The organism is Bifidobacterium canis (genome assembly GCF_009727065.1).
Lineage (GTDB): Bacteria > Actinomycetota > Actinomycetes > Actinomycetales > Bifidobacteriaceae > Bifidobacterium > Bifidobacterium canis.
In genome coordinates this window covers 241,312-257,197 of sequence record NZ_WNLP01000001.1, presented here as the reverse complement: position 1 = coordinate 257,197, position 15,886 = coordinate 241,312, and the positions used below count along the sequence as shown (strand labels likewise).

Below are 15,886 nucleotides of genomic sequence, written 5' to 3'. Positions count from 1 at the left end.
ATCAGATCACTCACGTTGTCTCCTTATCTTTCAAAAATGCCTACTCGTACAAACATGTTCATATTCAATCTATTCCCATATCTGTGATTTCATGCGAACTAACAAGCTGTCAGCCGAGCAATCTCACTGTGCGGCGTTCGACGATGCCGGTCGTGACATGAGCTGCCAGCAATGAGATCATCGAGATGAACACTACCGGCACGAACAGGTTCATCGGCGCTTCGGTCAGTTCCATGACGAGTGTCATCGCCATCAGCGGGGCGTTCTGCGATGCCGACAGCAGTGCACAAGCACCGAGTAGCGCATATACGCCTATCGAATTGGTTCCCGTCATCTGCATCCACAGAATGCCCAACACGCACCCCATTGACGAGCCTAATGCGATGCCTGGGGTGAGCACACCGCCAGAGGCACCGGCGCGAATCGTCATCAGAGTCACAATCGCTTTGGCCGCGAACGAAAGCAGTAGCACCGGGATGAGCGACATGGTGGGTGTGCCGGAGAACGCCAATTGTGCGGTGGCACGGCCATTGCCCATGACCTGCGGCACATAGATCGCCACCACTCCGGTCACGGCACCGGCTGCAGGCAACGCCCACAGAATCGACGCGCCACTTGCCTTGTTGCGTTCCGCCCATTGCGAACCTTTGCGAAACAGTGCGCCGCAGATGCCGAGAATGATGCCCGCTGGAATGGCGAATAGCATCAGATCGGGAGAGAATCGCGAATCGACCTGGCCTATCACGTAGAACGTGTGCGAACCTTTGACCAGAGTGGCCACCCATGCCGCCAACGTGGAGCAGAGGAACGAGAGCATCACCGTGCTCAGGCTCACGTCGACGAGCAGAATCTCCACCGTGAAGAACGCTCCGGCAAGCGGCGCATTGTAGACGCCTGCGAGGCCTGCGCCTGCCGCAACCGCGACGATCGTGCGCATGTCGGTGGCATTGAGTTTGAGCCATCGTGAGCAACGTTGCGCCAGCATTGCGCCGAGCTCTCGCGGAGCCACTTCCCTGCCGACCGATAAGCCGGTGCCGACGATGAAGATCTGCAAGAGCACATGCGTCACTGTCTGCCATGCTGGCATGAGTTTTCCAGCCACAGCTTGTTTGACCGACGGCACCGCCGTCGTTTTGGTGCGCAGCAGCCACCATGCGATGGCGGCGATCGTCGCGCCTGCGAATACCGACAACGCTCGTCTCCATGCGGGTGTCAGAAATGGCCCCGGCATGTCTGGATTCTCCACGAATCCCAAGCAGAAACGCTCTATTGCATACAGTAATTGAGTCAGCAGTCCAGCGCATACGCCAATGGCTACTCCCAGAACCACGACTGCCAACAGCAGCGCCCATGTTCGCGATGCGATCGTGGTGCTGTGCTGCTCGGCCGGCATATCGGTCTCAGCGCTTTTCGCGGTTGCGAAATCGTTGTCGAAATGCCCTGCATCTTCTTTCACTGGATTGTTGCTTTCTGTGTGATTGTGCCGTATATGCGATCATGCCAGAGTTCACCGCAATACCGCGTATATCGCGTTCTGCTCTGGAATTGCGAGGGCTCCTGACATAGCATGTCAGGAGCCCCTCAATCATGAATGAGCTATCTCACTCGATGTTCACGTGATGCTTGGCGCTCACTCGGCATCGGTGGAGAGATTGTCGGCGACTGCGGCCGCTGCTGCGGCGGCTGCCACGCTCTCGTCTTCTTCTGCCTGAGCCTGAGCGTCGTCTTCGTCGGAGCCGAGGAAGTTCGTCAGGTCGAGTGGCTCGCCGTCAACGGTGAAGCTGACTGCGCGCATACCCTCGAGCATGCCCTTGGAGCGTGCGACTTCTTCGACTGCGGAACCGATCTGGCCGTTGCGCATAAGAGCCTGGATGAACATGTTCGGATCCATGCCGTACTGCTGGGCGATCGAGCCAAGGAAGTTGTAGACGTCGGCCTGCGACACCTGAACGTTGAGCTTCTCAGCGAGGGCGTCGAGCACCATCTGGTCGCGAAGCATCTTGTCGACTTCTTCTTCGACCTGCTTCTTGCGCTCCGGATCGGCGTCATCACCGTCAAGACCGGCGGTCTTGAGCTGCTGGTCGATGTTCTGCTTGCGCACACCCTTCGGCAGCGGCAGATCGAGACCAGCTTCGAGGGTCTCGATGAATGCATCGCGAGCCAGGGAAGCCTGACGGCCTTCGGCATCGGCTTCGATGTTCTTGCGGATTTCGGCCTTGAGCTCATCGAGCGTGTCGAATTCCGATGCTTCCTGAGCGAAGTCGTCGTTCAGCTCTGGCAGTTCTTCAGCCTTCACCGAGTTGACCTTCACCTTGACCTGAGCCTTTTCACCCTCGTGTTCGCCGCCTTCCAGCGTGCTTTCGAAGGTGGTCTCCTCGCCTGCCGACAGACCGTCGAGGGCCTCATCGAGACCATCGAGCATGGTGCCGGAGCCGAGTTCGTAGCTGACGCCTTCCTGCGAGTCAACGGTTTCGTCGCCGATCTGAGCAGTCAGATCGATGTTGGCGAAATCGCCCTTCTGTGCCGGACGGTCGACGCCGACCAGAGTGGCGAAACGCTGACGCAGCGTTTCCAGACGATTGTTCACATCGTCATCGCTCACTTCGGCCTTGTCGACTGCGATCGTGAGGCCTTCGAGGTTCGGCAGTTCGAACTCCGGACGACGCTCGACGGTTGCGGTGAACTTGAGCTTCGTGTCGTCGGATGCGCTCTCCGGCATCTCGACGACTTCGATCTCAGGCTGTGCCATCGGACGAATGTTCTTTTCGTCGAGAGCCTTCGAATACATGTCTGGAATGGTCTTGTTCACAGCTTCGCCGGCAACGGCGCCGAAGCCAACGCGCTGGTCAACGAGCTTGCCCGGCACATGGCCCTTACGGAAGCCCGGAACGGTGATCTGCTCGGCGATGTCTTTGCGAGCCTGCTCGAGGTATGGGTCGAACTCGTCTTTGTCAACGGTGATCGTGAGCTTGGCCTTGGTAGGCTCGAGATTCCTTACGCTGATTTTCACGCTTGCGCTCCTGAAAGTTTTCTTTTGGTTTCAACAACTGCCCGTAGGCAACCGTTACATAATAACGCGAGTCAAAGACTCGCTGAGCAGCTGAATCTGCCACGCTCTCGCGCCTTGTTCCTCAAGGAATTGCGCGACATCACGCGACGCGGGATCGTCGGTCCAGCACAGGTTCCTCACGATCTGCGGTTTGATCAGCACATCGACCGGCGTACGTGTGTCTTCCGAAATCTGGTTGAGCACCGTTTTGCAGCGCTGCAGCATCGCATAGCGTTCCGGGTGATGCTGTTTCCAGAACTTCATCGACTTGGGGGCGTTCACCACTGCATCATCGTTTGGGAGGGCCGGCAGAACCGGCAATCGGTTGTCCGGCAGATCGAGTGCGTGTTGGATCGTGCGTTTCCACAGTGATGGCTTGACTTTGCGCTGTATCGGCGCATACCGTTCGAACATTTTGTCGCGCTCGTTGCCCAGATGCATGCGCACGCGCTCGTTGAGCGAACGGATCTCCCTGAATTGACGTGCATTATGCGGTTTTTCTGTGCGGCTTCGATGATCGCCGCGTCAGAGAGCAGTAGCGTTGGGGCGATATCGTATTCCTTGGCGAGCTTGTCGCGCTCCGTCCACAGTTCTTTCGCGACGGCGAGAGCCCGTTGGTCGTTGTGCAATGCGCTGATATGCGAAATATGGAGCCAAGGGACCGGATGCGGTTTCACCGGCTGCAGCCCCTCCTGCAATGCATAAGCAAATTCCTGAAGAGCCCATTCCCATTTACCTTGTTGCTTGAGGTCATGGGTCATCGCACGTTCGAGGTCGATGAGCAGTTCAACGTCAAGCGCCGCATAGTTGCGCCAATCTCGTGGCAATGGGCGGTACGACCAGTCGGCGGCGGAATGCTCTTTGGCGAGCGTGATGCCGAGGTAGTACGACGTCACATAGGCGAGACCGAACCGATGCAGTCCGAGCAGTCGGGCGGCGATTTCGGTGTCGAACAGGCGCTGTGGGCGCAAGCCGATTTGCGCGAATCCGGGAAGATCCTGGCGTGAATCGTGCAGAATCCAATTGCTGTCGCCGATCGCTTCGTTGAACAAGCTCCAATCAGCGCCCTGTTTGCTCAGTGCCACCGGGTCGAGTAATGCGATGGGTGCGCCTTCGCGCTTGAACTGGATGAGCCAATCCTCATGGCCATACCGGTAGCCGCTCGCGCGTTCCGCATCGGCGGCGAGTGAACCGGAAGCGGCGGCATACAATTCGCATGTCAGTTCATAGTCGGCAAGGGTGTCGGTGACGTCGGGAACGCCTTCCTTCGGCTCGGTCTGCAGCACGGGCTCGCTGTTCCCTGGATTCACCGCCGTCCTCCTGAACTATGCATCGATACTGTCTCGAATCATAGTGCGCGCCATGACACCGATCGGTGTCATGGCGCGCACTATGAACAATTCACTATTCGAAGCTCATTCATTCGACACTCACACGTACACAGTGAATCCGTGGGCTTCGAACTGCTTCTTCACGCGGTCGCGCAATGCCTGAGAAGGCCCTTTCTGGTCTTCCAGCGGGTATGGGATGCGCAGTTCATGCCACTTCGGTCGTCCAAGCTGGTGGAACGGCAGAATGTCAACATGTTCGAGTGCATCGCCGAATATCTCGCAGATGCGTGCCACGTTTTCGACGTTTTCCTCCGACGAGGTGAGTCCCGGTACGAGCACAAAGCGTACCCAGATCTTCTTGCCCTGCTTGGCGAGTCTTTGCCCGAAGTCGATCGTCGGCTGCAACAGGCCTCCGGTGACTTTGTGGTAGGTCTCCTCGTCTCCGGATTTCACGTCGAGCAAGCACAGGTCGATGTCGTCGATCATCTCATCGGTGTAGTTGGCGTTGAGGAATCCCGAAGTGTCAAGGCATGTGTGCACGCCCATCTCCTTCGCAGCGCGGAACACGCGTGAAACGAATGCCGGCTGCATCATCGATTCGCCGCCGGAGAACGTGATGCCTCCGCCTGTGGATTGGAACAGGTCTTTGTAGCGTTCGACCTTCTTGATCATCGCATCGAGGTAGACGGGCTTGCCGTCCCTCATCTTCCAAGTGTCGGGGTTCTGGCAGTATTGGCACCGCAATGGGCATCCGCTCATGAACACCGTCATGCGTGTTCCGGGCCCGTCGACCGACGTGTTGATGTCCCACGAGTGCACGAATCCGATGTCACCTGTTCTCAACGCTTGAATGCGGTCACGTCTGTCAAGCCCGATCGGTGATTCGAAACCCGAAAGCCCGCCCATCAACGTTTGACGCTGGTATTCCTTCGAGGTTTTCAACATGTGGCGGGTGGTCGTGCGAAACGACTTGTCTGGAGAATTCTGCTCTGAATTCGACATGGCAATCACCTTCCGTTTGACGGTTAACACGGTAGCACACTACACAACAACAATACAAAGCAAATGGGGCGGAGCCCGAAAGCCCCGCCCCACATTCGCGAAGTATTCGCTTGTGGCTATGCCACCGAAGAATTCGCGATTAGGCTATCAGTCTTCGACCGCACCCTGATGGAAGGTACGAGAGATGACGTCGAGCTGCTGCTCCTTCGTCAGACGGACGAAGTTCACGGCGTAGCCGGAGACGCGCACGGTCAGATGCGGGTACTTTTCCGGATGCTCAACGGCGTCTTCGAGCTGTTCCTTGCGAAGCACGTTGATGTTCGCGTGATACAGGCCGTGGCCGTTGCCTGCGTCGAGGATGCCGACGAGGTTGCTGATGCGCTCGTCTTCATCGCGACCCAAGCCGTCAGGCGTGATCGTGTTCGTCAGCGAGATGCCATCGAGAGCGTCGTTGTAGTCGATCTTGCCGACCGAGAACATCGACGGCAGCATGCCGTGGGAATCCATGCCGTTCTCCGGGTTGGCGCCTGGAGCATACGGGGTGCCCTTCTGGTGGCCGGACGGGAACGAACCGGTGGCCTTGCCGTATTCGACGTTCGAGGTGATCGTCAGAATCGACTGGGTCGGGACTGCACCACGGTAGACAGGCAGGCGCTTGACCTGGCCCATGACGGTGGAAACAACCCACTTGGCCAGATCATCGGCGCGATCGTCATCGTTGCCGTAGATCGGGAACTCGCCAACGGTGCGGTAGCCGACGATCAGATCGTCATCCGCGCCCTCGACGTATTCCTTCTCGTGGCCAGGCATGTTCTTGGCATCCTTGTTGTAGATCGGGTAGACCTTCGCATACTTGCATGCAGACAGCGAGTCGGCGGCAATCGACAGGCCAGACATGCCGCAGCCGAGCGTGCGATAGACCTCGCGGTCGTGCAGAGCCATTTCGATCGCTTCGTATGCATACTTATCGTGCATGTAGTGGATGATGTTAAGAGCTTCGACGTAGGTCTCCGACAGCCACTCGAGAGCCTTCTCGTAGTTGGCCTTGACCTTCTCGAAGTCAAGCGTGCCGTCAGCCTCTGGCTTGATCGGGTCGATAACGCCCTTGTCGATCACCTGCATGCCGGTCATCTCGTCGCGGCCGCGTTGATCGCGTAGAGCAGTGCCTTTGCGGAGTTCACGCGAGCTGCGAAGAACTGCATCTGCTTGCCGACGCGCATTGGAGACACGCAGCATGCGATTGCCGCGTCGTCGCCCCAGTGGCTACGGATCTCCTTGTCGGACTCGTACTGGATAGCCGAGGTGTCGATGGAGATGCGGGCGCAGAAGCGCTTGTAGGCTTCAGGCAGCTTCGGATCCCAGAAGATCGTGATGTTCGGCTCAGGGCCAGGTCCGAGGTGCTCGAGCGTCAGCGTGTTGAGCAGACGGAACGAGGTCTTGGTGACCATCGTGCGGCCGTCGTCGCCGAAGCCTGCATCAGACCAGGTCGCCCAGTATGGATCGCCGGAGAAGATCTTGTCGTAATCCTTGGTACGCAGGAAGCGCACGATACGAAGCTTCATCACCAGGTTGTCGATGATCTCCTGAGCATCGGTCTCGGTGATCTTGCCTTCCTTGAGGTCACGCTCGAAGTAGATGTCGAAGAAGGCGGAGACACGGCCGAAGCTCATTGCTGCGCCATCCTGGCTCTTGATCGAGGCGAGGTAGCCCATGTAGGTCCACTGCACGGCTTCCTTGGCGTTCATTGCCGGGCGTGCCAAGTCGAGGCCGTATTCCTTGCCCAGTACGATGAGCTTCTTGAGGGCCTTGATCTGCTCGTCATGCTCTTCGCGGTAACGGATCCAGTGCTCGATCTCGGTCTCCGAGAAATCGTTGCGGTATGGGATCGCGTCCTTGTCGCGCTGCTTGAACTTGATCAGCGTGTCGACACCGTAGAGAGCCACACGACGGTAGTCGCCGATGATGCGGCCACGGCCGTAGGCATCCGGAAGACCGGTGAGGATCTTGTTGTGACGTGCAACCTTGATGTTCTTCGTGTAGACGCCGAACACACCATCGTTGTGGGTCTTGCGGTAGCGGGTGAAGATCTTCTTGATCTCCGGATCAGGCTCCTTGCCTGCTTCCTTGATGGCCTGCTCGACCATGCGCCAGCCGCCGTTCGGCATCATTGCGCGCTTGCACGGAACATCGGTCTGCAGGCCGACGATCACGTTGTCGACTTCAGGGGAATCGATGTAGCCGGCCGGGAACGCGTCGATGTCTGCCGGGGTGTGGGTGTCAACGTCGTAGACGCGCTGCTTGCGCTCTACAGCGAGGTAGTTGTCGTCAAGATACTTCCACAGATGCTTCGTCTTCTCAGTGGCGTCTGCGAGGAAGGACTCATCTCCTTCGTATGGCGTGTAGTTCTTCTGAATGAAGTCACGAACGTCAATGTCTTTTCCCAGTTACCTGGTACGAAACCTTCCCAAGCCTTTTCCTTGATGGCTTCCGGGGAAAGCTCGGTCGCATTTTCAATTGCTGCCATTGCCACTCCTTTTGGGCTGTAGCTGTGTACCGCGCAACTCTGCGCTGTACTTCGTAACAACCTCTATACTAGCGGGAATGGCTTCGCTGGCATAGCGTCAAATGCGTGAGCTTGGTCACATTTGCGTACAACCACGCCGAACAGCACGTAGTTTTCGAAACTTTTCGAGGGGTGCGCATAAGTAGCACAGATAGTTGTGCGCGGCGTGACGCAATGTCATGCCGCGCACAATATGCACCATTCGTTCGAGACAGGTCACACGGAACGGTCAGTGGTATCGATTACTTATGCGAGTCGTCGTTGTTCCAACTGTTCCATGCGCGGTCTTGATCGTCCCACTTCTTGTTACGCTTTTTCGCGATTTCCAACGCTTTCTGAGCGTCTTCGCGCGTCTTGTAAGGCCCGAGCCTGTTCTGCATCGGCGACTGCGGCCCCTGCTCCACTTCTCCGGTCACCGTGTTGTAGTACCACTCCTGCGTATCTGCCATGTCGCTCTCCTATCAGTGCCGCAAAGCGATCACGAACTTTATTCGCGTTGCTAGATAACGGCACTTGTGTTAGTTACACTCGTTTATTTATTTGTATTATTTGCGATTATCCGCGTTGCGGACAAAGCTTACGCGGCGTTTTTCATCTATTCGCGGAAAGCATCGCTGACCGGCAGTCTGCGGTCACGCCCGAATGCGAGCGCGCTCACCTTCGGCCCCAGCGGGTATTGGCGGCGCTTCCATTCGGCGCGATCCACGAGGCGCATCACCGTGTCTACCGTCTGCTCGTCGAAGCCGTCGGCCAACAGGTCGGCGCGTCCTTCCGCATGTTCAATGTAGGCCGCGAGCACTTGGTCGAGCAACGCATATTCCGGCAACGAATCGGAATCCTTCTGCCCTGGGCGCAATTCCGCGCTTGGTGCCTTGGTGATCGAATTGTTCGGAATGATCTCGCCGCTCTTTGGCGTGATTCCGGCGCTTCCCGCATCGTTGCCGACGATCGGCAGACCGCCGATGCCGATGCCGTTCTTCAGCGCCTGGTTACGCCAGCGAGCCAACTGCCATACCTTGGTTTTGAACAGATCTTTGATGGGCGCATACCCGCCGACCGCATCGCCGTAAATGGTCGAGTACCCACAGGCGAGCTCAGATTTGTTGCCCGTCGCCAGTGCGAGCAGCCCATCGGAATTCGAGTAGGCCATGACGATGACGCCACGAATGCGAGCTTGCAGGTTCTCGGCGCTCACTCCTTCAAGGTGAAGCTGGTTCTGAAAGGCGTTGAACAATGGTTCGATGGCCTGCACATCATATTTCGCACCGAGATTCTCAGCGAGCTGTGCGGCGTCGTCTTTGGAGCCGCTTGACGAATACATGCTCGGCATCGAGATGCCCTGCACGTGCTCTCCCCCTATCGCGTCCGCGGCCATTGCAGCCACGAGAGCCGAGTCGATGCCGCCGGAGAGCCCGAGGCACACGCCAGTGAACCCATTCTTGACCATGTAGTCTTTGAGTCCGAGCACGCAGGCCGTGTACACCTGCTGGTCCGCATCCATGACGTCGACCACGGAACCGACCTGCTGCTTGCCTGCCTTTGTGTCGATATCGAGGAAGGTCAGATCTTCAACGAACATAGGCGAGCGCTCAAGCAACGTGCCGTCCGCGTCGACGGCGAAGCTGCCGCCGTCGAACACGAGATCGTCCTGACCGCCCACCTGGTTGACATACAGCACGGGTGCATGCACTTCCGCCGCGCGCTTGCGGCACAGTTGCAGACGCGTATCAGTTTTCCTTCTTCGTATGGCGAACCGTTGATCGTCACCAACACGTCGATGTTCTGTTCGGCGAGCGCCGCAACGGGGCCGCCTTCCTGCCAGATGTCTTCGCAGATGGCCATGCCAAGCGCGCGCCGTCAACGTCGAGCACCACGGAGCGGTCTCCCGACGAGAAAATGCGGAATTCGTCGAACACACCATAATTCGGCAGGAAATGCTTGTCGTATCCCGCCCACACCACACCATCGTGCAGCACGACCAGTCGATTGCGCGGTTTGCCGTTCTCGCGGTCGGTGCCGATGGTACCGACGATCACGAACAGTTCGCCGAGCCCATCAGCAGCCAAGCGTGAAGCAAGATCATTGGCGGTCTGCCATGCTGCCTTGCGGAACGTGGCGCGCAAAGCCAGATCTTCGATCGGGTATCCGGTGAGTGTCATTTCGGGGAACACCACCACCTGTGCGCCGCCGCGTGCGGCACGTGCCGCATATTCCAGTGTCTTGTCTGCATTGGCGGCCAAAGCGCCCACGCAGGTGTCTATTTGTGCAAGTGCGAATCGAAGCATAGTCATAAGCCCTTAGTGTAGGTATCGCGTGTCACAAAACCGTAGCCGGTGCGTTCACTGGCGAAGGTAGTCGAGCACCTCGAGCGCGGAGTTCGCGTAGAAGTCGGCGGCAGTCGGAATCTCTTCGTCAAGCCCTACGAATTTCGGTGAGTGCAGGTCAGCGCAACCCGGCTGTCCATTCGAACCGATGAATGCGAACAGCAGGCGCGTCTTCGTCTCGTATTCCGCGAAATCCTCGCCAGCCATCGATGGATGGATCGGTTCGAGTTGCGCGTAACTCGGCACATGCTTCATTGCGAGTCGCGCCAGATCGTGATCGGAAACGAGCGGACGCTGGAAGTCATCCCACACATAGTCCACGCCGATGCCATATGCTGCGGCGGTACTTTCGACGATCTGCTTGAAACGTTCCGCCGCCAAATCGCCGTCTTCGCGGTGGAAGTAGCGTGCGGTGCCTTGGAATCCAGCTTCGGCGGGCACCACGTTCCACACGTCGCCGCCGTGCACTTCGGTCACCGACACCACGAGCGGGTGGAATGGCGACACGTTGCGGCTCACAATCGTCTGCAATGCGAGAATCATCGTGGCCATCGCGCCCATCGGTCCAGTGCCGCGATGCGGGTAGCCTGCGTGCGTGCCCTGGGCGTGCAGATTCACTCGGAATCGCACGCAGCCGGCCATCATCGGTTCGAAACCCACGGCCACTTCGCCCGGCTTGTAGTCGGGATTGTTGTGCGTGCCGATCATCGCGTCCAATCCGTCGATGAGTCCTGCGTCGATCACCGCGCGCGCACCGCGCCCAAGCTCTTCAGCTGGTTGGAATATCAAGCGAATCGTACCGTGAATGCGGTCGCGGTGGTCTGCGAGCCAGAATGCGGCGCCCAGCAGACTCGTCATATGTAGGTCGTGCCCGCAGCCGTGCATCACTCCTTCGTTTTCGGAGGGGAACGGCAGACCACTGTCTTCGTGAATCGGCAGACCGTCGATGTCTGCGCGCAAGCCGATCTGCGGGCCGTCATGCGCACCTTCTATCTGCGCGACGAGGCCGGTTTCCATCGGGTCGGGCAGAATCGTGATGCCGTGCGCCTCCAGTATCGAGCGCAGATACTTGCTGGTGTTGAATTCTTTGAACGAACGTTCCGGATGACGGTGCAGCTCGCGGCGGATCGCGCGTAATTCGTCGGTCAGCTCGATATGCACGGCGTCAGTGTTCTGCTTGTTCTTTTGGTCGGCGGTCATGTTCCCTCCTGCCGCAGTCTCGGACGAGCAATACTCAGTAATGTTCACTATCTACCGATAGTAGTCGCCGGTAAACGAAAACATCCGCGTGACGAAACCCCTCGAAGTGTCCGTCACGCGGATGTCATGAGTCTTACGCGCATATGCACGTAAAATCTACAGAATACTCAGCTGTTAACTGTGCGGCGCAGCAGATGCTTGGCGATCGCGTTGGCGATCGACTGCACGATCTGCACGAGCACGATCATGATGATCACGGCGGTCCACGTGACCGTCTGGTCGAACTTCTGGTAACCGTAGGCGATGGCGAAGTTACCCAAGCCGCCGCCGCCGATGTAGCCGGCCATCGCGGACATGTCGAGCACGCCGATGAACAGGAATGCGTACGCGAGAATCAGCGGAGCCAATGCCTCGGGAATGAGCACGGTGCGGATGATCGTGAACTTCGAAGCACCCATCGCGCGCGCCGCCTCGATCATGCCATGGTCGACCGGCACGAGATTCTGCTCGACCAAGCGGCCGGTGGCGAACGTGCACATCACGCACATCGGGAAGATCGCCGCAGCCGTGCCGATCGACGTGCCGATCACTTTGATCGTGAGCGGCTGCATTGCTGCGAGGAAGATGATGAACGGGATCGGGCGAATAATATTGACCAAAATGTCGAGCACGCGGTACACGTACCGATTCTCGAACAGATTGCCCGGGCGCGTGCCATAGAGGATGACGCCGAGGATGAGTCCCAGGAAACCGCCGACGACGATCGTGATGAGCACCATCTGCAACGTCTGCACGATCGACTGGCCGAGCAGAGGGCGCAACACACTCCAATCACTGCGCGAAGCAAGCGTGACCGTATGTTCCAATGTGAATGTGTGCATCACTTCTCCTCCGTGTTTTCAGTGCCGTCGACGCCGACCTCGCGTGGCGTCATCGTGACGACATCGTCCACCTGCTCAACTTGCTCGGCCTGCTCGTCGCGCGCAGCACCGTCTTCTTCCGTCAGCTCCACCGGCGAAGCGATGCCGGCGTGTTCTACAGCCTCGTTGTAGTCAACGGGATTCTTCGCGGTGCCGAAGTCTACGATGTCGCTGTTTCGTGCGAGTTCGTCGAGGAAATCATCGACTTCGCCATCCGCACCGTCGAACGAATAGGTGATCGCGCCGATCGCCACGCCCTGCACGGTGTCGATGCCGCCGAACACGAGATTGCTGTCGATCTGATGCTTGGAGATCAGTTCCGAGATGTTCTGGCCGGATGCGTTGATGCGCGTGTTCGTCACGGGATCGGTGATGTCGTGCTGTCGCACGATCACGGTGACCAATCGTCCCGGCCAATCCTCATGCATCTTCGCGACACGCGCTTCGTCCGGCAAGCCGGAGATGGCGGTCGCGATGAATCGCTTGGTCACGTCTTCGCGCGGCGCGGCGAAGATGCGGTAGACAGTGCCCTGCTCGACGATTCTGCCGGCTGACATGACCGCCACATGGTGCGCGATCTGCTGCACGACGTTCATCTGATGCGTGATCAGCACGATCGTCACACCGAGCTGCTCATTGATCTTCTTGAGCAGATCGAGCACTTCCGTAGTAGTCTCCGGGTCGAGTGCGCTCGTCGCTTCGTCGGCGAGCAGAATCTTCGGATTCGTCGCCAATGCGCGCGCGATGCCGACGCGCTGCTTCTGGCCACCGGAAAGTTGTGCCGGATATTTGTTTGCATGCTCGGCGAGTCCCACGAACTCGAGTAGTTCCTTGACGCGTTTGTCTTGGTAATCTTTGCGCCAGTGATCGAGCTGCAACGGATAGGCGACGTTCTGCGCAACCGTCTTCGTGGAGAACAAGTTGAACGACTGGAAGATCATGCCGATCTTCTGGCGCACCGGACGCAGTTTCGACTCGCTCATCGAGGAGACCTGCTGCCCCATCACCGTCACCGTGCCCGACGTGGGTTTTCAAGTGCGTTGATCATGCGCACGAGCGTCGATTTGCCGGCGCCCGAATACCCGATGATGCCATAGATATCGCCTTCGCGAATCGTCAATGACACGTCGTCGACGGCGCGCGTCTGTTTTTGCCACGACCCGAATACACCTTGCTGGCATGTTCGAATTCGATGATGGCGTTCTCCTCTTGCGTCATACCCGCCCTCGCTGTAGCTGTTGTGCACGATGTTCGGCGCAGCATCTGCTGTTCGCTGAACATCATGCTTGTTTTGTCACGTGTTCGCATCGCATGGCATATCGCCATGCACGTTGCCGCGTCCGTTGCACATCGTAGCGTAACCCGACGGCGTGAAAACGGGGCAGGCCGATCGCATACGCCGTGCGCAGCTTCTGGCCTGCCCCGCCACTTTGTTACTTCGAGCTGTCTTTCACATCTTTCTCGATGTCGCTCAGGTAACTCTGCAACTGCTGCGTGGTGTAGTCGTTGGCGAGCACGGCGGTGCCACCGGAGTTCTCCTGCAGCTTGTCGAGCACGGACTTCGACTGGAAGATCTGCACGCACTTCTTGTACACTTCGTTGTTCACGTCATCGGCGCGCACGGCGAAGATGTTGATGTACGGGCGGGATTCCTCGGATTTCGCGTCGTCCTGGTAGATCGCGTCGGTCGGCTTGAGACCCGCGTCGGCCACGTAGTCGTTATTGACGACGCCTGCCGACAGGTCATCGCCGCCCGCCTTGAGCGTGTTGGAGATCTGCTCGGCTTTCATCGGAACCACCTTGACCTTCGACTTCGCAGTGTCGATGTCCTGCGGAATCGTGAACGCCGTCCAATCGCCCTTGAGCGTCACCACGCCGGCCGCCTTGAGCACGCCGATGGCGCGCGCCTGGTTGGTCTCGTCGTTCGGGATGGCGACGGTGGAACCGGCCGGCAGATCAGAAATGCTCGTGTATTTCGGCTTGCCGTTCTCGAACGCCGAATAGACGCCGAGTGGGTAGACCGCCACGCCGCCGAGCGGCTGCAGGTTCTGCTTGTTCTGCACGTTGTAGTTGGCGAGGTAGAGCAGGTGCTGGAACTCGTTCATGTCAAGGCTTCCCTCGGCGAGTGCCGGGTTCTCAGACGTGTAGTCTTGGAAATCCTTGATCTGCACGTAGATACCCTGTGCTTTGGCCTGCTTGGTGAATTCCACCCACTGCGGGTCGGTGGCGCCGACTACGCCGATGACCACCGGGTTCGTCTCCGATCCTTTCGGGGCGGCGTTGTCTTTGTGCATGGCGCGATAGCCAAACACCGCGCCGATGATGATGGCCACCACGACCACGACGGCGATGATGATGTTGCGCGCGGTATGGTTGACGCGCACTGGCTCTTCCGGATCCGACAGTATTGGCTGCGTGTTGTTCGAAGTCATGCTTATTCTCTTCTTCCTCTTTCGTCTTCAAGAACATTGTCATGAATTGTTCAGGTTCTTTCTGGCAACGGGTCTTAGAATACGGCATGCTCGGCGCGATGGCACGCGTGTCGTTATCGGATCTGCTTATAGGCTCTTCTCAATCCGGCTTGTAGACTGGCTCTATGGCACATGAGATTGTTGCGGACGCGAATATTCGCGCCGCGTTCTTCGACATCGACGGCACGTTGACGAGTTTCACCTCGCACGAGGTTCCCTCTTCCACCGTTCGCGCATTGCAGGAACTGCGCGAACGCGGTGTGCTGTTGTTCATCTGCACCGGGCGCGCGCCGAGCCAGATGGGCGTCGTGCTGAACAAACTGCCGCTACACTTCGATGGCATCGTCGGCGCCAACGGGCAATACTGCTGGAACGACGACGGAATCATCGCAAGGAACCCGATCTCCCCCGACGACGTGCATATTATTCTCGACTGGCTTGACGCACACCCCGATGTGAGCGCCGCGTTCAGTGAGGCTGATTACAGTTATTTCAACCATGACTCGCCCACATTGCGCACTATGTGGGCATCACTCGGCAAAACGGCTCCGCGCATCGATTTCGCCGACCCGCGTACGCGCGACGCAGCCATCTATCAGATCAGCCCGTATATCGATCAGCGAACACAAGATGAGCTGACCTCGCTGTGCCGGAATGTACGCGGTGTTCGTTGGCACCCGGATTTCGTGGATCTGATCGTCGGCGACGGCGGCAAGAACCGCGGCATGGAACATATGCTGCAACATTACGGACTGCAGCGCGAGCAGTCGATCGCGTTCGGCGACGGCGGCAACGACATCGACATGTTGGAGTATGCGGGCATCGGTGTGGCCATGGGCAATGCAACGCCGCAGACGAAGGCCGCCGCCGACTATGTGACCGCCGATGTCGATGACGACGGCATCGCCAAGGCGCTCCGCCACTTCCGTATCATGTAAATCATCAATTTCAGCGGAAAGGATCGTGTCACCTTTAAAGATTGCCTTATAATAACAAGTAAGGAATTTCTTACTTGTAAGGAGACTG

At 58.2% G+C, this 15,886-nt stretch carries 10 protein-coding genes and 3 pseudogenes; 1 reads left to right on the top strand and 12 read right to left on the bottom strand.

The window, feature by feature from the left end; all coding sequences use genetic code 11:
* Positions 1 to 109 precede the first annotated feature (109 nt).
* From GSD1FS_RS01080 to GSD1FS_RS01030, 12 genes and pseudogenes are all read right to left on the bottom strand, one after another.
* The gene (locus GSD1FS_RS01080; protein ID WP_155588208.1) at positions 110 to 1,393 is read right to left on the bottom strand and encodes a chloride channel protein; all 1,284 of its coding nucleotides are present in this window, start codon (positions 1,391 to 1,393) and stop codon (positions 110 to 112) included.
* Between the two features lie 237 nt (positions 1,394 to 1,630).
* Entirely contained in the window at positions 1,631 to 3,010 is a 1,380-nt protein-coding gene (gene tig, locus GSD1FS_RS01075) for a trigger factor (protein WP_343030151.1), read from the bottom strand.
* Between the two features lie 54 nt (positions 3,011 to 3,064).
* Positions 3,065 to 4,359: pseudogene (locus GSD1FS_RS01070) on the bottom strand (HRDC domain-containing protein).
* Between the two features lie 120 nt (positions 4,360 to 4,479).
* On the bottom strand, positions 4,480 to 5,382 hold the full coding sequence (gene pflA, locus GSD1FS_RS01065) for a pyruvate formate-lyase-activating protein (protein ID WP_155588005.1): 903 nt from the start codon (positions 5,380 to 5,382) through the stop codon (positions 4,480 to 4,482).
* A gap of 147 nt (positions 5,383 to 5,529) precedes the next feature.
* Positions 5,530 to 7,906 (bottom strand): annotated as a pseudogene (gene pflB / locus GSD1FS_RS01060) (formate C-acetyltransferase).
* Between the two features lie 281 nt (positions 7,907 to 8,187).
* On the bottom strand, positions 8,188 to 8,394 hold the full coding sequence (locus GSD1FS_RS01055) for a hypothetical protein (protein WP_155588004.1): 207 nt from the start codon (positions 8,392 to 8,394) through the stop codon (positions 8,188 to 8,190).
* Between the two features lie 146 nt (positions 8,395 to 8,540).
* Positions 8,541 to 9,623 (bottom strand): NAD(+) synthase, encoded by a 1,083-nt coding sequence (gene nadE / locus GSD1FS_RS10330; protein WP_425481763.1) that lies wholly within the window; start codon positions 9,621 to 9,623, stop codon positions 8,541 to 8,543.
* Between the two features lie 85 nt (positions 9,624 to 9,708).
* On the bottom strand, positions 9,709 to 10,236 hold the full coding sequence (locus GSD1FS_RS10325; RefSeq protein ID WP_425481762.1) for a nitrilase-related carbon-nitrogen hydrolase: 528 nt from the start codon (positions 10,234 to 10,236) through the stop codon (positions 9,709 to 9,711).
* Between the two features lie 48 nt (positions 10,237 to 10,284).
* On the bottom strand, positions 10,285 to 11,469 hold the full coding sequence (locus GSD1FS_RS01045) for a M20 metallopeptidase family protein (protein WP_155588003.1): 1,185 nt from the start codon (positions 11,467 to 11,469) through the stop codon (positions 10,285 to 10,287).
* 167 nt (positions 11,470 to 11,636) lie between these two features.
* Positions 11,637 to 12,350, bottom strand: coding sequence for a methionine ABC transporter permease (locus GSD1FS_RS01040; protein ID WP_155588002.1), 714 nt, complete (start codon positions 12,348 to 12,350; stop codon positions 11,637 to 11,639).
* Positions 12,350 to 13,607, bottom strand: a pseudogene (locus GSD1FS_RS01035) (methionine ABC transporter ATP-binding protein). The gene GSD1FS_RS01040 and the pseudogene GSD1FS_RS01035 overlap by 1 nt, the downstream one beginning before the upstream one ends.
* Before the next feature lie 215 nt (positions 13,608 to 13,822).
* Complete coding sequence (locus GSD1FS_RS01030; protein ID WP_155588001.1) at positions 13,823 to 14,821, bottom strand: MetQ/NlpA family ABC transporter substrate-binding protein; 999 nt, start codon at positions 14,819 to 14,821, stop codon at positions 13,823 to 13,825.
* Positions 14,822 to 14,985: 164 nt separating this feature from the next.
* On the opposite strand from GSD1FS_RS01030, the gene GSD1FS_RS01025 reads away from it, so the two are divergent.
* Positions 14,986 to 15,798 (top strand): Cof-type HAD-IIB family hydrolase, encoded by an 813-nt coding sequence (locus GSD1FS_RS01025; RefSeq protein WP_155588000.1) that lies wholly within the window; start codon positions 14,986 to 14,988, stop codon positions 15,796 to 15,798.
* Positions 15,799 to 15,886: the final 88 nt, after the last annotated feature.